Source organism: Sphingobacterium sp. UBA1897, assembly GCF_002337775.1.
Taxonomy (GTDB): Bacteria; Bacteroidota; Bacteroidia; order Sphingobacteriales; family Sphingobacteriaceae; genus Sphingobacterium; species Sphingobacterium siyangense.
Genome location: NZ_DDGR01000027.1, coordinates 264,431 through 283,841 on the forward strand (window position 1 = coordinate 264,431; position 19,411 = coordinate 283,841).

Here is a 19,411-nt window from a genome sequence, read left to right on the forward strand (position 1 = left end):
ACTAATAAAGTCGCTCGTAAAGTGCTGAATTTAGCAGAATAGAAACGCCACTCGATGAGTGGCGTTTCTATTTCACCTTATATGACCGTATCATGCTCCTATTAACCAACGATTAATATCAAGTTATAGTTTTACGGGGGTTTTACAGGGGGTTAACAGGGGTATAACAGGGGGTCAACAGGGGTATACCGCTATTAACCCGGTGTTAATACCCTGTAAAAAGGCAGTTAAAACGGTGCTAATTTAGAACATCGTATAAGCTCGGTTACAGGAAAGTACTGTTCGGTAAAACATAAACCAAGGGAGCAAATTTAGGGTATAGGACCGTCGACAAATTCCAACGTCCAAAGGCAATCCTATGAAAAGAAAAAAGCCTGCTATATGCAGGCCTTTTATGTATATTATCCGATTTGATTGCTGAAATCTACTTTTCACCTTTTTTTCCAAAGATGGAAAGTTTGATATATTTCCCAGGTTTCTCTTTAACGTCCTTCATCAAATTATCCATTTCCTTTGAAGCATTATTAAGATTATTGTATAAAGCTTCGTCATTGAGCAATAAACCGATAGATCCCTTACCACTATTAATTTTTCCAGTGATCTCCTGAAAATCATTGACTGCAGCATTTACTTTGTTCATGGTGTGTTCAAAATCCAATCGGGCGGCCTTATCGGTAATATTATTCAGATTAGACATAATCGCATTGATTTTCTCACCATTTTGTGAAAAATTGGAAGTGATAGATTCCAGATTAGCCATGATTCTATTCAGTCTTCCCTTTTCATCCCCCACTAGACCTTCGACATCTTTGGTGATGCCTTCCACATTTTTTAAAGAAGTGGAAATACTATGAATGCTTCTTTTAAAGTCGTCCTGAAACTGTTTGTCTAAGACAGTATTGACGACCGATAGCGTTGAATCCAGTTTAATGGTAATTGTTTCGATCCGTTTTTGAATGGGTTCAACCTTATCCATTATATTCGGTTGAACACCTGAAGTTAAAAAATCGCCATCCTTTGCCAATTCCTTACTGTTGCCCATTTCGAAAACAATAGCCTTACTTCCCAACAAATCTGTGCTTGAAATTCTCGCTACTGTATTTTTTGGTATATCGTAATGAGAATGGATCTTAAACTCCGTTTTGATCTTCCCATCTGCCTGTAAAATCATTTTTGAAACACGCCCAATCTGATAGCCATTGACCAGGACAGGCTTGGAGGGAGTTAGGCCATCTACAGTCGTATAGGTCGTGTAAAAAGTATTATCGCTGCTAAAAACATCATTTCCTTTTAGAAAGCTATATCCAATAAATAATAAAACTATTGCAACTGTTGCTAATATGCCGACTTTTGTCTCGTTTGAAATTTTCACAAATAACCTATTTAGTAATGATCATTAATTTAAGTTTAAAACAGCATAAAAGCAAATCTGTTTAGCGTTCTACAGAATTTTTATAAATTTTCAGAGCCGAAACCAAATTATCAACAACCTCCTGTTGCCCTTCATCAGACAGGAGATAGCTCTCTTCTTCTCTATTACTAATAAAGCCAATTTCCGTCAATACAGCTGGCATACCTGCTTCTGCTAGCACAGCTAACCCTTTCTCCCAAAATCCTCTACTATATCGGCCCGCTTTCACATACTCACCTTCGATCATCTGTGCCAGGCGAATACTTTTTTCACGGAATCGGTTTTTCATCAAGGAAAAGATGATCGCACTTTCAGGGTCTTTTGGATCAAATCCCTGATAATTTTCTTTATAGTTTGATTCCAGTAACAAGGAAGCATTTTCGCGAACGGCAGCATCTTGCTGTCCCAAACGATGCGAACCAGAGACCAAAGTTTCGGTACCATGTGCACTAGCACCACTGGAATTGCAGTGTATTGAAATAAATAAATCGGCTTTATTGGCATTCGCCAAACGAATACGTTTGTAAAGCTCAACAAATTCGTCGGTCGTTCTTGTGTAGATGATCTTGATACCTGGAATATCCTTCTGAATCTGCTTTCCTAATTTCAAAGCAACTTCAAGGGCTACATTTTTCTCCAACGATCGCCGTCCGGCCGCCCCTGTATCTTTTCCACCATGGCCAGCATCAATTACAATCGTTCTTATTTGGTAGTCCGGAGGCTCTACCTGCCCATTGTTTAATTTGAAAGAATTCAATAAAAAAAATCCCAAAGTAGCAAACACAACGCTACACCATTTTCTAATTCTTAAATCTGATTTCATTGAATAATTATTTGCTCTACTATAAACGAATCAAAATGAGTCTATATTATTTCTTTAATAGATAACGATATTTAACATATTTTCTATTGCTTTTTTGACTAATTTTGTCTCTCGAAGTTTAACATTATTTCACAAAAATAACATTTGTCTTTAATTTTGAAGTCGTTAATCAACATTTTAACACTATTTATCATTCTTGCAATGGGCAATTCTAGCTTTGCTCAAAGTAATATTCCTTTAAAACAGAACGGACTTCAAGATAAAGATCCTATTTCGGCGACCAATAAATCGCAAGACACGAGTAAATCCAAAACTGCAGATACGACCAAATCTGTAAGCGATACGACCAAGAAAAAAGGAAGTGGTTTGCAGGCTGAAGTGAGTATTATTGCGGTTGACTCGCAGAAATCTGAAGTTGCCAAGAATATAAGTCACCTTTATCGCGGAGCAAAGGTAAAATATCAAGATTTTGAACTTTCTGCCGATTATATCCGTCTTGACCGAAACAAGAAAAAGATTTTTGCTTCTGGGATCTATGACAAAAGTGGTAAATATGTAGGGCGTCCTATCGTCATCATGGGAAATGGTGAATCACCGAAAACGGTAGACTCACTCTATTACGATTACGAAAAACAAGAGGGAAACACCTACGGTATTATGACCGAAGTTGATGGTGGATTTATCCAGGCCAATATTGTGCGAAAGAATATCTACGACGAAATGTCGATATACAAGGGATTATATAGTACCTGTAATCTACCCTATCCGCATACCCATTTTGGCATTCATATCACCAAAGGAATTGTCACTAAAAATCAGATTATTTCCGGTCCGGCTTATCTTGTGGTAATGGGTGTCCCCATGCCGGTGGCATTTCCATTTGCGTTTTTCCCAAAACCAGATAAAAGAGCATCTGGATTTCTCTTCCCATCTTTTGGGGAAGATTATACCAGAGGATTCTCGATGCGGGATATCGGTTGGTATTTGGCCTTCAACGATTATTGGGACAGTGAGATTAGAGGTTCCTTGTATTCTAAAGGTTCATGGGAAGCGTCCATCAATACGCGCTATACCGTCAACTATAAATTTAACGGTGGTTTTAATATCCGTTATGCCAATACCAAAACGGGTATTGAAGGAACATCTAATTATGGCTCCAATAAGGATTTTAATGTCACTTGGAACCATACCCAACGCCAGGAAGCCAATCCAGGAACATCTTTCTCTGCAAGTGTTAACTTTGGTACAAGTTCTTTCTTTCAAAATACCGGAACGGGAAGTACACAAAACACCTATGAAAACCTTGCACGTAACCGGATGGGCTCGTCCATCAGTTATGGAAAAGTATTTGCCGATGGCAAGGTAAACCTCACGGCCAGCTTAACGCATAATCAGGATATGGCTACGCGCAGTATACAGATGAGTTTACCAAATATCAGCTTAAACGTATCCTCTTTCAATCCATTTGACAGTAAAGACCGTGTCGGTGAACAAAAATGGTATCAACGCATCAATGTCGGTTATAGTTTCCAAGCACAAAACTCGGTAAGCACCATTGATACATTGTTATTTAAACCAGGGGGGTTCAAGAAATTCCAAAATGGTTTCCAACATAATATTCCAATCAGTTTATCACTCAATGCTTTTAAATATTTTCAGTTCAACACCAGTGTAAACTATACCGAGCGTTGGTATTTACAAAGTACACGACAAAGCATCGACAATACTGCCGCAGGTTATAAACAACGTATCGATACCGTTCAGGGATTCAATCGTGCATACGATTACTCTGTTTCGACCGGACTTTCGACCAAGGTTTATGGTAATTATTTCCCTAAAATAGGTAACCTTAAGCAGATCAGACACGTCGTTACACCGTCGATCAACCTGAACTATAGACCCGATTTTTCGGATCCAAGATATGGTTTCTATCAGCATTATAACGATCAATATGGGAACAGAAATGTATACTCAATCTTTAGTCAGGGTGTCTACGGATCTCCTTCTGCAGGAAAATCTGCAGGGATAGGCTTTTCCATTGACAATAACATCGAAGCAAAAGTCAAAAGTAAATCCGATACCACGGATGGAGGCATGAAGAAAATCCCTATTCTTCAAGGTTTGACGTTCAGCGGAAATTACAACTTTGTTGCCGACTCGCTAAAGTTGTCCCCAATTACTTTCTCTGGCCGTACAGCTTTTTTCGACCAAAAGATGAATGTAAACTTCAACGGTACATTTGATCCCTATTCGGTCAATGAAAATGGTGTCCGCGTCAATCGCTATGCCATTAAAGACGGTAGCCTTGCTCGCCTGACAAACTTTGGTCTTTCCTTTGACTATAGTCTGAATCCTAAGGCTGCAAAATCCCGTAATAACAATATCGATTCTTTAAGAAAAGAAATGTCTGGAGCAGGTATGACTCCTGAGCAAGCACAGGCCTTGGCTCGAATTAGCTCAGATCCAAACGCATTTGTGGACTTTAATATCCCATGGAACCTTGCGGCATCGTTCAGTTTCAATATGGCAAAATCGTTCAACTCCAGTACGCGGAGAATGGAAAGTCAAATCACAAGTACCTTAAATTTACATGGTGATTTCAGTGTTACACCCAAATGGAAGGTAACCTTTCAATCGGGATACGATTTCAAACAGAAGGAAGTGGTCATGACCTCTTTCAATATCTATCGGGATCTACATTGTTGGGATATGTCATTTGGCTGGATGCCTTTTGGGCGGTTCCGAAGCTATAACGTCACCATTCGTGCAAAGGCATCGATCTTACAAGATCTTAAGCTCACAAAAAGAGCCAGTTCAGGAGGCAGTTATTTTTAAAATAACTGCTTTTTTTTTGAAATGCTATACCTGTATTGGTCAGCAGAACCATCAGCTTCTTTTCAAAAAACTTCTTCCATCAAATACATTTTTAACATTTCGTTGAGTCGCAATTTTATGTAAGTTTATATCCTGAATCTTCTGGTATTGAATTTTCATTTTTTAGGCGCTAGCGCATGGACATTTTAACACCAAAAGATTGAGAAAATCCAACACTATCCCCACAGATGCATTTTTCAAAGTAGGGAGGTGATCGCATAATTATTTTAAAGATGAAAGCAGAGATTATTACCATAGGCGATGAGATCCTCATCGGTCAGATCATTGATACCAATTCAGGCTGGATTGCCAAGCAACTGCTCCAATTCGAAGTCGATATCGTTCAAATGACATCGATCCCTGATACCGAAGAGGCTATTTCAACGACATTGAAAGAGGCCTCAGCTCGAGCAGATCTTATTTTAATCACCGGAGGTCTGGGCCCGACGAAAGATGATGTGACAAAAAAAACTGCCGCAGCGTATTTTGGAACCACCTTGATACGGGATGAGCATGTACTTCGGCACGTGACCAACATATTTGAATCGCGCAATCTAAAAATGCTCGACATCAATCTGCAGCAGGCCGATGTTTTGGCAAATTGTGAAGTCCTATTTAACGACTATGGCACTGCACCCGGCATGCTGGTACACCAGAACCAAAAGAAGTTTATTTTTATGCCTGGAGTGCCATTTGAGATGAAATTTCTGATGGAAAAACATGTGCTGCCTTTATTAGCCAAACAGGATCCTGACTTATTTATCTGTCATGAGACAATTTTGGTCGGCGGAATCGGAGAATCCTATTTGGCAGAAGAAATAAAGGATATCGAATCAGAACTTCCTTCAAGCATAAAATTGGCCTATCTACCAACCTTGGCCTTTATCCGATTGAGACTCTCTGGTAAAAGCAGGAATAAATCTGACATTATGCTCCAGGTTGCCCTTTTTAAAACAAAGCTACTCCATCGTTTACAACAATATGTCATTGCAGATTATGATACCAGCATCGAACCTTATTTAATTAAAGAGCTTAGCCGCCGAGGTGCTACATTGACTACCGCAGAAAGCTGTACAGGTGGTAGCCTTGCCGCTTCAATAACCGCAGTAGCAGGAAGCAGCGTTATATTCCTTGGTGGTACTATCCCCTACTCCAACGCTTTAAAACAACAATTGTTGAACGTCAAAGAAGCAACACTGATCCAATATGGCGCAGTAAGTGAGCAGACTGCTATCGAAATGGCTTCCGGTTCAAAAAAGGCATTTTCGTCGGATTATGCTATTGCGACAACTGGGATAGCGGGGCCAGGTGGTGGAACAGTTGAGAAACCAGTTGGCACGATCTGGGTAGCTGTTGCGGGAAAAAAAGAAGTTTTAACCAAGAAGTTTCAGTTTAATAACGAAAGACTGATCAACATCGAACGTACCCGTATGAATGCTTTATTACTTTTGTGGAAGTTGCTGGTAAAAGAAAAAGAACAAGACACACAATAAAGTAAAATAATATTTCAAAGAATACCTTATTTAAGGAATAATATTTTAAATTGTTGAAAGTAAACCACAATTTATTTAACTTCGTTTTTCTATAACGAGATTGCTAAAAAATATGGCTTTATATAAACTCTTGCTCCCAAAAATGGGAGAAAGTGTATCCGAGGCAACAATCACAAAATGGTTAAAACAACCTGGTGACCTGATTGATGAAGATGACACTTTATTGGAAATCGCAACGGACAAAGTTGATTCAGAGGTACCTTCCCCTGTAAAAGGTGTTTTAAAAGAGCATTGCTATACCGTAGACCAGACTGTCCAAGTTGGTGAAGTCGTTGCAATTATAGAAATTGAGGGCGAAAATGAAGAACCTGCGATTCAAGCACAAGAAAATACAGCTCCTTCAGCGACAGCTCCCGAAGAGATCATAGAGTTGAATATCCCTGGTGTAGACCAGCTGCCAAATGTAGCGGCTGAAACTTCGTCTTCTCCCTACGAGAATACCCTTCGTTTCTATTCACCTTTAGTAAAGAATATCGCACGTCACGAAGGATTGTCCCAAGATGAACTTGACCGTATCCAGGGTACTGGAGCAGAGGGAAGAGTGACAAAGGAAGATATTTTAACGTATGTAACACATCGAGATTCATCGGCAAAAACACCAAAGTCTATTCCGGCAGAGCACACGAACACGGCTACAGAATCTCCGAAAATAATCTCCACTGCTCCATCGCATGTTCACACTGTTGCCAATGGCAGTGATGAAATCATTGAAATGGACCGCATGCGAAGGTTGATTGCAGACCATATGGTCAAAAGTGTACAAACCTCTCCCCATGTATGTTCTTTTGTTGAGGCAGATGTAACCAATTTAGTTTTGTGGCGCAATAAAGTTAAAGATGCCTATAAAAAACGCGAGGGAGAAAACATTACGTTCACCCCTTTGTTTATCGAGGCGATTAGCAAGGCGCTCAAAGATTTTCCATTGGTCAATATCTCGATCGACGGTTACAATATCATCAAGAAGAAAAACATCAATATTGGTATGGCGGCAGCATTGCCTAATGGCAATCTCATCGTTCCTGTTATCAAAAATGCAGATCAATTAAGCTTAGTAGGTTTGAGTAAAAGTGTCAACGACCTCGCACAACGGTCACGGGCAAATAAATTAAAACCTGACGACACACAAGATGGCACATTTACATTCACCAATATCGGCGCTTTTGGCAATATTATGGGAACTCCTATCATTAACCAACCGCAAGCTGCAATCTTGGCTGTAGGTACAATTACGAAAAAACCAGCAGTCATAGAAACAGAGTATGGTGATATGATTGGTATTAGACATATGATGTATCTTTCACTTTCTTACGACCACCGTGCAATCGATGGTGCCCTCGGAGGTACCTTCTTAAAACGTGTGGCGGACTACCTGGAAAATTGGGATAGCAATAGAGTAATCTAGCCATCAAAATTGATAAATAAAAAAAGGCTCTTAATAGACATGCCCCAAAAAGTTAGACACTTATTTGGGGCATTTTTATTATTTAAAATATATTTTTTGTTACTTAAACATACTTTGTTCGAATTGTATTTTCTTCTTCTTGATCACCAATTGAAACCGCAGATAAAGTAAAAGCGAAGAGGTTAACAAGCCTAATGTCAGCCCATACCAAATCCCCTTAATACCCCAGTTAAATACCACTCCCATGAGGTAGCCACTTGGTAGCCCTATAATCCAATAAGCAATAAATGTGATTAGGGTTGGAATATTCACATCCCCCATACCACGTAACACCCCCAGACCGACAACTTGCGTACCATCAAACAATTGGAAAAGTCCCGCAATAATCAACAGCTGGGAAGCAATAATCACCACAGCATGATCTGAGGTAAAGATATAAGGTAAATAATTATTCAACAACGCGAACAAAGACGCTGTAATCACCATAAAGATCAACACCAATTGATACGAAGTGATGGCAAATCGTTCGAGGCGAAAAAGGTTTCTATTACCATAACTATTCCCCACCTTGATTGTTGCAGCAGCAGCGATACCACTCGCCATCATATACGTCATCGCGGCCAGCTGGATGGCTACTTGATGAGAAGCTTGCGCTGTAGCACTTATCGTACCGGCTAATAGGGAAGCCCCTGCAAAAGCCCCAATTTCAAATACATATTGCATAGCCACGGGTGCTCCGATGCGCACGATCTTAAGCAATCGTTGCCGATCTACCAATGTCACCTTAAAATATTGAATATATCCTTTAAATTTCTGCGATCGCAATACATAGGTCATCATCACAGACATCATTAACACACGGTCGATCAATGTACTGTATCCGACTCCCTTCACCCCCATAGGGCTAATGCCAAACATCCCTTTGACAAAGATGATCGCCAAAATAATGTTCAGTACATTTCCCCAAATAGTTACATTCATGGCTTGCTTTGTAAAGCCAAGGCCTTCGGCAAATTGTTTAAATGTGCTAAATACCATCAACGGAAGCATCGATAAACTCAGAATAAGTAAATAAGGCTTTGCCTCCTTCACCACAGCCGGATCTTGGTTGAGGTGATCGATAGCCAACATCGAACCAAAGTAAACTAAAGCGAACAACAAGAGTCCTGCGAGAATATTTAACCAAAAGCTATTGGACAACAATATGGCACATTCTTTTTTATTATCACGGCCATTCTCCTGTGCAATCAACGGCGTGATGCCATAAGCAATTCCCAACCCGATGACCATAACAACCATAAAAACAGCATGTACCAACGAAACTGCGGCCAATGGAATGGTTCCTGCAAAATGTCCAACAATCACACTATCTGCGGTATGCACCAGTGTATGTCCCAATTGTGAGATCACCACTGGCCCCGCCAATACCATCGTACTTTTGTAATACGGTTTAAATGTTTTAAATTTTCCCAACATAATCGATTTCCCTAAAAAAATAGCCACAAAAATACGAAGATATTGCTACCCTATCGTCATATTAAAAAATATTTAGCAAAAATATAACAATTTACACCCATCAAATAACCGCACTTTGTTAAGTAATTTTTATGTTTCAAATACCTTAAAATTATCTTAAATTTACTTTTGGGTCTAAGAACTATAGAAATATAAATGTACCTTAGCATCTAGTTAGTAATCAAAAGAAGAGGAAAAAGAGTATGTACAATCCAGTAATAGCATTTCTAAACATCGGAACACAAGAGATGATCTTAATTGTGTTTGCAATCTTGTTACTTTTTGGAGGCAAAAAACTTCCTGAATTGGCGAGAGGTTTAGGAAGAGGAATACGTGAGTTCAAAGATGCATCAGAAGGTATCAAACGTGAAATTTCAGATCAAATCAATAATTTCGAGAAAGACATAGACGTTAAAACAGAAGTAAAAGAAGAAGCTGTTCCTAATGATGTGCGTTTAGCTGAGGAGAAGGCTCAAGTAGCACACGAAGAAGAGGCTAAGCCACAGGAAACCGTAGAAGGTTCAGAAACAGAGCAGCCTAAGAAAAAATATGAATTCACAACACCTGCCGGTGTCGTCGAACATAATCCGCATAAACAACCCGATTACGGCGAAGAGCCATCCCACATCACGTACGGGTATAACGATCATTTTGCAGAAACTAAAAACAACGAGGTAGAAGATAAAAAAGTTCCTGAGCAGGACAATACCAATAAACCTGCTTAATTTTACTACTTTAGTTTATAATTAGATATACTTAGAGCTGTTGAATGGTGATTCAACAGCTCTACTTTTTAAGATTAAACCGACAATGAGCTTATCAACACACGAAATTACTATTGCTAACGAGCTTTCTATTAGCGAAAAACAGGTTCGCACGACTATAGCACTATTAGACGAAGGCGCTACCGTTCCGTTTATCTCACGCTACCGTAAGGAAATGACTGGTAGTTTGGACGAAGTTCAAATCACCAATATCAGAGATCGTTTCCAGCAGCTGCGCGATTTAGATAAACGTAAAGAAGCTGTTCTTAAATCTATCAACGATCAGGGGAAATTGACAGCGGAGCTTGAGCAGCAGCTTTTGAATGCCGAAACCATGGCCAGTCTTGAAGATATCTATTTGCCTTACAAACCTAAGCGTAAAACCCGCGCCAGTGTGGCACGTGAAAAAGGTCTGCAACCTTTAGCGGATCTTATTTTGGCGCAAGAAACGGGCGATTTCCTCGCCCTTGCGGACAGTTTAATAGATGAAGAAAAAGGCGTAAAAAATACAGAGGAGGCACTAGCAGGTGCCCGCGATATCATTGCAGAGGTCATTGCCGAAGATGCGACAGTGAGAGCCAAGTCGAGAGCGATATTCCTCGAAAAAAGTGCATTTGTTTCAAAGGTAGTTCCTGGAAAAGAAGACGCCGCCCTAAAATATAAAGATTATTACGAATGGTCTGAATCTTTGAAAGATGCACCTTCCCATCGTGTGCTTGCGATGCGCCGTGGGGAAAAAGAAGAGCTGCTCTACTTAGATATAGCGATCAATGAAGAAGAAATTCTACCCCGTATCGAATCCATCTATGTTAAGGGTGCCAACGATGCCGCAGCTCAGGTAAAACTCGCCTTGGTCGATAGCTATAAGCGTCTGTTAAAACCTTCCATGGAGACTGAAATTCGTGTATTAACACGCCAAAAAGCCGATGAAGAAGCCATCAAAGTTTTTGCCGACAATGTTCGTCAATTACTTCTAGCCGCTCCACTAGGGCAGAAAAGGCTGCTTGCAATCGACCCAGGATTTCGTACAGGCTGTAAAACGGTTGTTCTGGATGAGCAGGGACAGCTCAAAGAAAATACGGCTATCTTTCCACATACGGGTGCCAATGGACTGGCAGAAGCAAAAAAAACAATTCAGTATTTAGTCTCGAAATACGATATCCAAGCCATCGCAATCGGCAATGGAACAGCGGGTCGAGAAACGGAGGAATTTGTACGGAAACTCGGATTAAATAACGTTACCATCGTTATGGTCAATGAAAGTGGAGCCTCTATTTATTCGGCTTCCGAAACTGCTCGTGAAGAATTTCCAGATCAAGATGTTACGGTACGTGGTGCAGTATCTATTGGTAGACGATTGATGGATCCCTTGGCTGAGCTGGTTAAGATCGATCCAAAATCGATCGGTGTCGGACAATATCAACATGACGTTGATCAAAATAAACTCCAAACTTCTCTGGACGACACCGTTATCAGCTGTGTAAATGCGGTCGGTGTTGAACTGAATACTGCCTCCAAACAAATCTTATCCTATGTTTCGGGTCTAGGTCCATCTTTGGCCCAACAGATCATCAAATACAGAAATGAGAATGGTCCATTTGCATCGAGACGTGAACTGAAAAAAGTTCCTCGCCTTGGTGATAAAGCATTTGAACAAGCCGCAGGATTCCTTCGCATTCGCCATGCGGTAAATCCATTGGATTCCTCTGCAGTACACCCCGAACGTTATGCATTGGTGGAACAAATGGCCAAAGACTTGGGAAAAAAAGTGGAGGACCTATTGACAGATGCTGACCTCAGGAAATCTATTCCCCTAAAAAATTACATTTCGGAGGAAGTAGGACTACCGACATTAAACGATATTCTAAATGAATTAGCAAAACCCGGATTAGATCCAAGGGAAAAATTCGAAGCATTTTCATTCACGGATGGGGTCAACAGCATTGGCGACTTACGGGTTGGCATGAAACTGCCGGGAATCGTGACCAATATTACGAATTTCGGTGCCTTTGTTGATATTGGCGTACATCAAGATGGCCTGGTACACCTAAGCCAATTATCTAATCGCTATATATCAGATCCCCATGAAGTCGTCAAAGTACAGCAACACGTCATGGTAACGGTAACAGAAGTAGACGAAAAACGTAGTCGCATTGCATTGTCAATGAAAACAGATGAGAAGCCTGCGCTACCCAAAAACAAAAAAAATGATTTTAAAAAGCAGGCCGAACCACAAACGGATATGGCCAGCAAGCTAGCTGCATTGGCAAGTAAATTTAAATAGATACATTTAACTCCGAATCAAAAAAGCTGACCGTTCGCTGAACTGCCAAGAAAAGTGTCTAACTTTTTGGAGGCAAGGCATCGCCTGGTCAGCTTTTTTTGATTCGATTAAATCCAATGTTCGTCATTCGTGTCGCTGTTTTATTTTGTATCTTTAGGGGAAACAAGTTTAGACCCGTTATGAAAAATTGTACCCTCCTATTCTTTCTATTTTTTGGAATCTATTTTTCTAAAATCCAGGCACAGCAGCAACTTCACGACGGGGCCTACCTGTATCAGGATGGCATCAATAAACATTTAATGCTCGTTAAAGACCATTATATTTCATTTATAAGTTACGATGACGTCAGAAAACGTTTTCAGCTTACCTGGGGCGGCGCACTTGATAAGCAGCATAATCTGATCACTATCGCTGTCGAGTATAACTCACAGGATTCGGCTGCCATTGGCAAAACAACCCAATTACCTTACCGGATTGAAGCAGACTCCCTTCGCCTCAAAACTGCCAATAGCTACCATCTCTATATCAAGCAGAAAAAAGTTCCACAAGACCTTGACGCACTTTGGCGGATCACAGGTCGCCAGCAAGAAGGCAAAATGCAAGATATTCCCAAAGCAGATCGTAAAACAATCAAAATATTGGTTGATGGATATTTTCAATGGGTAGCGATTAATCCTGCTCAAAAGGGTTTCTATGGTACAGGCGGAGGTGACTATCAGTACAATAATAATCGGTACTCCGAAAAAATACGGTTCTTTTCGAGAGACAATAATAGAGTTGGGCAAGAACTCGCCTTTGATGGTGAAATCCTGAATGGCGCATGGCATCATAAAGGAAAAAGTTCGAAAGGAGACGATATTTATGAAATCTGGAGCAAAGAAATAACAGAATAAAATATGACAATAGAAGAATTTCAATCTCTTGAAGCTCCGCTTCAGCATTGGACAGCGGTACAAAAGTCACTTTGGCATGATCTGAAAGGAAATTGGAAAACCGCGCATGACCTGATCGATCAATTAGACGGAACTGACGCAGCACATGTTCATGCTTATTTACATCGCAAAGAAGGCGATCAGTGGAATGCAGAATATTGGTATCGTCGTGCCAAACAAAACGTATACAAAGGTAATTTGGATGATGAGTGGAAAGACCTCTTCAAATATTACGCTCCATAGCTACAATTAGCCTATTTTCGGACAGCCGCTGTTTTCTTTTATATACACAAAAGGACAATTTGGGTAATAAAGTAGTCAAAAATAGTATAGAAAATTAACTCAGTACTTTTTTAGGCTGTTGAATATCTTTAAAAATATAAAAATATTACCAAATAAGATATAACATCAACCAAATCCGGAGATAATACGTAACAAAAATAACACAAAGAAAAATATTATAAAACTAACAAATAGAATGGCACAGATATTGAACATAGTTTATTATACTTGAGAAAGTATACTTTTCATAAATTTAGGTTAATAATTGGTTAGGTTAAACACTTGAAGTTCCCCACTTCAAGTGTTTTTTTTTAGCAAAAAATCAATCGAAGTAACATCAAATCCACTTCCCCCATCTTTTTTTAATTAGGACACTTTCCTTCATTGAAAGGTATATTAAAAATTTAAAACAATACATTGTATTACTATGTATTTTGTTATATATTTACTTCCATGAACAAAGAATTTATTGACAAATGGATTTCACAGCTAAAAAAAGGAAGTCTTTCTTTTGTTGTATTAGGTATTCTTGCCTATGATCAGGAATACTATGGCTATGATCTTATCCAGGAGGTCAAGAAGAAAACCGCCATTGATATTGCTGAAGGAACTTTATACCCCTTATTGATCCGTTTAAAAAACGAAGGCCTGGTCGAATCGAACTGGGTGCCTCAGGAAACTGGGATTCCAAGAAAATATTACAAAATAACAAAGGAAGGCCAAAGTACTTTCTTAGAGATGAGAACGTACTGGACAAGCTTAAACCAACATTTAACCACTTTGACGCATGCATTATAACCAGATACCCTTTACAAATAGATCCTCAGCTCTGCTATATCAAGACTACATGTCAAAAGCAACGGCTCTTGTAAAAAAATTAGCCTTGGAGCAAAGACAGGATATATTATGTGAAATCAATAGCCACATATTTGAGGCATTGCAACAGCAGCTTCCCCCACAGTTAATCCATGACGCCATGCCTAGTCAGCTCCAAGAAATCTTAGATAAACTCGGGTTACCAGAGACTTTTATCAAAGAAATGATTTTGTCAACGTCCATTACCCCGTCAATAGAATCTCCTCGCAAATCCGTATCCTTATTACGGGTACCTATCATGCTCACACAAGGGATCGTAAACATGATTTATTATATCATCTATACCCTTATGCTCATCGCCGTATTTCTAGTCGTGGCCAAATTTATTGATCCTCAGGGAGTCGGATTCTTCTATGCGCCCAACAAGTTTTTCATATTCGGCAAACTTATTTTACAGCATGAAGAAGCCCTGCGTTACGAACAATTGGGCAATTATTTCATTCCAGCATTTCTATTCATCATCAGTGGACTTTACTATTCCTCCACGTTAATTTTGAAACTCAAAAAATCTATTCCCCATAAATTATGAAAAGAACCACAGTGTTATTGTTCCTCTTAGGAACCCTATCAAGCCCCATTCTCAAAGCCCAGGAATTCACAGCTGTTCGCATGGATAGCCTGATGTCCGTCATTGATAAAAATAATGTCTGGATGGGCAGTATTGCAATCAGCAAAGGCGATCAATTACTCTATCAAAAGGCAATTGGATATGCAGATGTAGCGCAGAAAAAAAAAGCGAACATAAATACGCGTTATGGAATAGGTTCAATCTCCAAAACTTTCACAGCAACACTTGTACTAAAAACAGTTGAGCTCGGAAAACTGAAGTTAGACGAACCAATATCTGCATTCTTTAAAGATATTCCAGACGCTGGAAAAATCACCGTTCGCCAATTGTTAAATCATAGCAGCGGATTACACAATATCACGGATGACAACGATTATTTGACATGGAATACTAAACCACAGACAGAGAAAGAACTTGTTGAACGCATCGTCAAAGGCGGAGCCGACTTTGCCCCCAGCAGTAAACATGCATATAGTAATTCAAACTACATCCTACTTACCTATATCTTAGACAAAGTTTGGAAAAAAGACTATGCTTTTTTATTGAAAGAATACATCTGTAAGCCATTAAACTTGCAAGAGACAACCTTTGGCCGTCCACAAAATAACAGCAGGGATGTTAGCGAATCTTATCGATTCACTCACGAATGGACCCTTGAACTACACACGGACAATTCTGTTCCGCTTGGAGCCGGAGCCGTTTGGTCAACTCCGGCAGATCTGGGCAAATTTTTCAATGGTTTATTTAGCCATAAAATAATCAATGCTGCAAGCCTGGAAGAGATGAAAAAAATAGATCAGGGCTATGGATTGGGTTTATTCCAATTACCATTCTATGAACATATAGGCTTTGGCCACACAGGTGGTATAGATGGATACTCCTCGGTAGCTGGTCATTTTGATGATGGTAATTATAATGTCGCTATCATTAGCAATGCCAACAATTATAATAATAATGAAATATTAAAGTTCAGCCTTGGCGAACTTTATAAAAAACCTTTTCCACTTCCTGATCTTGCGGAAATACAATTGACAGAGGAAGAAATTTCAAGCCTCGTCGGCGAATACAAAAGCGAACAGCCTCCTATTCAGATAAATATTACGAGAGAGGGCAACAAGGTGCTGGGTCAAGTTGTCGGTCAGCCGGCATTTCAACTGAAACCCAAGGATAGAAATACGCTGGTCCAACCGCAATTTGGCGTAAAAATAGTTTTCGAACGTAGCGAAAACAAAATGACACTCTACCAAAATGGACATACTCTTGTATTGAAGAAATAAGGAGATACTGCGGTTAACTAATGTAAAGATTCATGGCCTTTATTTGGCACTATCTTACATTTTTCATTAGGTAGTTATGAAGTTTATATCGACATCCTCAATGAGGACCGAGGCCCTCGTCATCACGCAGTATTGCTAAAAGAGCAGCGGTTGAACTAAACCGCTGCTCTTCTAACTACGGTGTTTTACAATTTTTCCAAATAGAAATCATCACCATACACCGTACCGCTCAAGGGTTTATAGAAATAGACCGTAGCAGTAGTATTATTGGCTCCAGTTGTAAAAGTTACCGAATTATTGGAGTAGCTGGTCGTACCTATAGTCGCATCGACCGCAGTTCCCCCATAATTTTTGACACCAATACTGACCGATTGGCCAGCTGCAGATACTTTGGCGTAGCCACCGAACCGATAGGTCGTATTTGGCGTTAAACCGGTCAGGTATTGTTCAATGGATGTCTCTCCGCCTGTTTCGCGGATGCATTTGGTTCCTGTCCGGGCATCGGTGGAAACAACCGATGATCCACCGCCCCATGTTGTCCATGGATAGATGACACCGCTTTCGAAATCGCCATTACTAAATAAAGGCAGCTTATATACACGTACGTAATCCACCTGCATACTAAAGGGTAAGTCAGCATTTGTGATCGCCCCTGGCCATCCCGCTCCACCGGCCTGATTCAGAATCAGATAAAAAGGAACATCAAATGGCCATTGCTGTGTCCCCCCACCGGAAACTCTTGCGTAAGTATACTGTATTACATTGTTGACGTAAAATCGAATGTCGTTCGGACTCCAGATCATCGTATATAGGTTGTAATCTGTCGTATTATAGGTGGCAGATTTCGATGCTGTGCTCCCACCATTTGCATTGGTAACTGAGCCATTATGGATCGTATGGTACATCACACTTTCGTTGTTGACATGCTCCATAATGTCAATTTCACCACAGCTAGGCCAGCCGCCGTACGCTGTAGCTGGTTCGGGCATCATCCAAATAGCAGGCCATGAACCTCTTCCTTGTGTAAATTTAGCCCTCACTTCAACTTTTCCATAAGTCATACTAAATTTCCCCATCGACTTAACTCCTCCAGCATGATAGGCAACAGGATCTCCGGCTACAACGGCATTATCCATACGCAATACGAGATTGCTCCCATCTTGGGATGCATAAGCCGGCAAGGAGGTCATATACTTATTCCATGCGACAGTGCCCCTGTCAGCATAAGACCATTTTGTGGAATCAAATCCCCCACTACTATTAAACTCATCCGACCAGATCAATTCGTAATCTGTTGTCGCTACGGTAGTCGCATTTAATAGCTTAGTCGAGGCCTTCGCCTTACTTACTTCCGGAATCGGATTTTTTGTTGCTGTAGAGTCTTTTTTGCAGGCAAAAATAGACAGGCTAGTTGCGATTAGGCTCAGCACCAGCCAAAATTTGGTTTTTCTCATTTAGTTTTGGATTATTGGTTCTATTTAAGTTTATATCGTTATTTGACAGCTTGTGGAGCAAGCTGCCTAATAATCGAAGATTCATTTTTTTCTTTCATTCCTTCCTGTTTTAACCAAAAGGAAGAAATGAAAGAAAATGCATATTATATCGATACCACAATGTGCCCGATTACTTAAAATTTACGGGCAAAAAGACAATTTTGCTGTAATTTTCTTTTTCAAATAAAACGCCGAGTTTATTTTTATTTAAAAGTACTAAATCGGAATAAGCGGCATAATCCCCTTTCACACCCTCCGGCGCTTTGGCCACAACCTGATTAAAATACCATGTTTTGCCCTGATCATTACTTAATCGAACGGTTAGATTGTCTCTTCTATTGGTTGATGCAGCATTACACACAGCCAATATATATTTTCCTTTCTTTTGCCAGGAAAGCACTGAACCCTGGTTGACCGGATCGGGTAAGTTTTTATCATAATAGGTTGTATCCCAAGTAGCGCCACCATCACCGGAATAGGATACAATTCTCGATTTTACATTACCTTGCTGATTACGGGAATTCATATACAGTCCTGTGTTGGAAACCTGTGCGGCCATTGTTTCATTTGATCCCTCAAATTTCACGCTTGCCCCTATCTTGAATGTCTTTCCATGATCGTCCGAGTAATACGAATGCGCAAAATAGTCCTTGCCATTTTCTTTCGGATTTCCTTCAGAATGGTTAGCAGGAATATAAATACGTCCTCTAAACTTACCAGAATCAAATTGCAAAGCATGTCCGGGCGTATTTGCATAAGTCCGCCAGTCTTCCTTAAAAATATATTGTGCATTTACGGATGATTGATTAGGACGATGCGTCTCAAGCGTTATGTTTTCTGGATTAGACCAGGTCTTACCACCGTCGGTCGAACTAATTGACCAACATTCTCGCAAACCATTTCCTTTACGGACTTCTCCCTCATGATTATTACCCGTATTATAAAAAAGAAACAGGCGTCCTTTCGGATATGCTGGATCCAATAGATCCACTACCGGAGCTGGATTTCCGACCTGCAAATTATCATTGTCAACAGCAACTTGCAATGGGCCCCATGTTTTTCCATTATCCTGACTAATTTTATAAACAATATCTACATTACCAAAATCGCCGGCATGATCCACCCTACCTTCTGCAAAAGCAATTAACTGTCCACTTCTATCCTTTACAATAGCAGGTATGCGGTAGCTTTTATAGCCATCTTCGCCTGAAACAAATACACTCACTTCCTGAGCGTGGCAAATTCCTGCCAACAGTGCAAATACCAACATTGTCCCTAATTTCTTCATATCTATATAAGTTTTATTGTTAATTCTATTTAAAAAATTCATCTGTGTTAATACAATGCGATCGGTTAT

General features: G+C 40.0%; 15 protein-coding genes. 10 read left to right on the plus strand and 5 right to left on the minus strand.

Annotated elements, in window-relative coordinates; genetic code table 11:
• Positions 1–424: 424 nt before the first annotated feature.
• A complete protein-coding gene (locus tag B4N43_RS19560; protein WP_088160402.1) occupies positions 425–1,372 on the minus strand; it encodes an MlaD family protein in 948 nt (315 codons plus the stop codon).
• A gap of 61 nt (positions 1,373–1,433) precedes the next feature.
• Positions 1,434–2,234: an N-acetylmuramoyl-L-alanine amidase family protein gene (locus tag B4N43_RS19565; RefSeq protein ID WP_075991265.1), complete on the minus strand. Its 801-nt coding sequence runs from the start codon at positions 2,232–2,234 to the stop codon at positions 1,434–1,436.
• Between the two features lie 201 nt (positions 2,235–2,435).
• Between B4N43_RS19565 and B4N43_RS19570 the strand changes: the two genes are divergently transcribed.
• The 3 genes from B4N43_RS19570 to B4N43_RS19580 all read left to right on the plus strand — a co-directional run bounded on the left by B4N43_RS19570 (position 2,436) and on the right by B4N43_RS19580 (position 8,063).
• Positions 2,436–5,069 carry a putative LPS assembly protein LptD gene (locus B4N43_RS19570; protein WP_232475686.1) on the plus strand — a complete coding sequence of 878 codons (2,634 nt, stop codon included), beginning with the start codon at positions 2,436–2,438 and terminating at the stop codon, positions 5,067–5,069.
• A 272-nt stretch (positions 5,070–5,341) separates the two neighbouring features.
• A complete protein-coding gene (locus B4N43_RS19575; RefSeq protein ID WP_088160401.1) occupies positions 5,342–6,601 on the plus strand; it encodes a competence/damage-inducible protein A in 1,260 nt (419 codons plus the stop codon).
• Positions 6,602–6,713: 112 nt separating this feature from the next.
• Positions 6,714–8,063, plus strand: a complete 1,350-nt coding sequence (locus tag B4N43_RS19580; protein WP_088160400.1) for a dihydrolipoamide acetyltransferase family protein — start codon at positions 6,714–6,716, stop codon at positions 8,061–8,063.
• Positions 8,064–8,162: 99 nt separating this feature from the next.
• On the opposite strand, the gene B4N43_RS19585 is transcribed toward B4N43_RS19580, so the two are convergent.
• Positions 8,163–9,539 carry an MATE family efflux transporter gene (locus B4N43_RS19585; RefSeq protein WP_088160399.1) on the minus strand — a complete coding sequence of 459 codons (1,377 nt, stop codon included), beginning with the start codon at positions 9,537–9,539 and terminating at the stop codon, positions 8,163–8,165.
• Between the two features lie 242 nt (positions 9,540–9,781).
• Between B4N43_RS19585 and B4N43_RS19590 the strand changes: the two genes are divergently transcribed.
• From B4N43_RS19590 to B4N43_RS19620, 7 genes are all read left to right on the plus strand, one after another.
• On the plus strand, positions 9,782–10,303 hold the full coding sequence (locus B4N43_RS19590; RefSeq protein ID WP_088160398.1) for a Sec-independent protein translocase subunit TatA/TatB: 522 nt from the start codon (positions 9,782–9,784) through the stop codon (positions 10,301–10,303).
• 85 nt (positions 10,304–10,388) lie between these two features.
• Positions 10,389–12,626 carry a Tex family protein gene (locus tag B4N43_RS19595; RefSeq protein ID WP_088160397.1) on the plus strand — a complete coding sequence of 746 codons (2,238 nt, stop codon included), beginning with the start codon at positions 10,389–10,391 and terminating at the stop codon, positions 12,624–12,626.
• A 179-nt stretch (positions 12,627–12,805) separates the two neighbouring features.
• Complete coding sequence (locus B4N43_RS19600; RefSeq protein ID WP_286735927.1) at positions 12,806–13,519, plus strand: hypothetical protein; 714 nt, start codon at positions 12,806–12,808, stop codon at positions 13,517–13,519.
• A 3-nt stretch (positions 13,520–13,522) separates the two neighbouring features.
• On the plus strand, positions 13,523–13,801 hold the full coding sequence (locus B4N43_RS19605; protein ID WP_088160395.1) for a hypothetical protein: 279 nt from the start codon (positions 13,523–13,525) through the stop codon (positions 13,799–13,801).
• A 492-nt stretch (positions 13,802–14,293) separates the two neighbouring features.
• Complete coding sequence (locus B4N43_RS19610; protein WP_070564875.1) at positions 14,294–14,638, plus strand: PadR family transcriptional regulator; 345 nt, start codon at positions 14,294–14,296, stop codon at positions 14,636–14,638.
• A 49-nt stretch (positions 14,639–14,687) separates the two neighbouring features.
• Entirely contained in the window at positions 14,688–15,245 is a 558-nt protein-coding gene (locus tag B4N43_RS19615) for a hypothetical protein (RefSeq protein WP_157698373.1), read from the plus strand.
• Positions 15,242–16,561 carry a serine hydrolase domain-containing protein gene (locus B4N43_RS19620; RefSeq protein WP_088160393.1) on the plus strand — a complete coding sequence of 440 codons (1,320 nt, stop codon included), beginning with the start codon at positions 15,242–15,244 and terminating at the stop codon, positions 16,559–16,561. Before B4N43_RS19615 ends, B4N43_RS19620 begins: the two co-directional genes overlap by 4 nt.
• Before the next feature lie 185 nt (positions 16,562–16,746).
• Here B4N43_RS19620 and B4N43_RS19625 read toward each other — a convergent pair whose 3' ends face one another.
• Both B4N43_RS19625 and B4N43_RS19630 read right to left on the minus strand, forming a co-directional pair.
• Positions 16,747–18,015, minus strand: a complete 1,269-nt coding sequence (locus B4N43_RS19625) for a family 16 glycosylhydrolase (protein ID WP_248933052.1) — start codon at positions 18,013–18,015, stop codon at positions 16,747–16,749.
• Between the two features lie 169 nt (positions 18,016–18,184).
• A complete protein-coding gene (locus B4N43_RS19630) occupies positions 18,185–19,342 on the minus strand; it encodes a sialidase family protein (RefSeq protein WP_088160390.1) in 1,158 nt (385 codons plus the stop codon).
• Positions 19,343–19,411 lie beyond the last annotated feature (69 nt).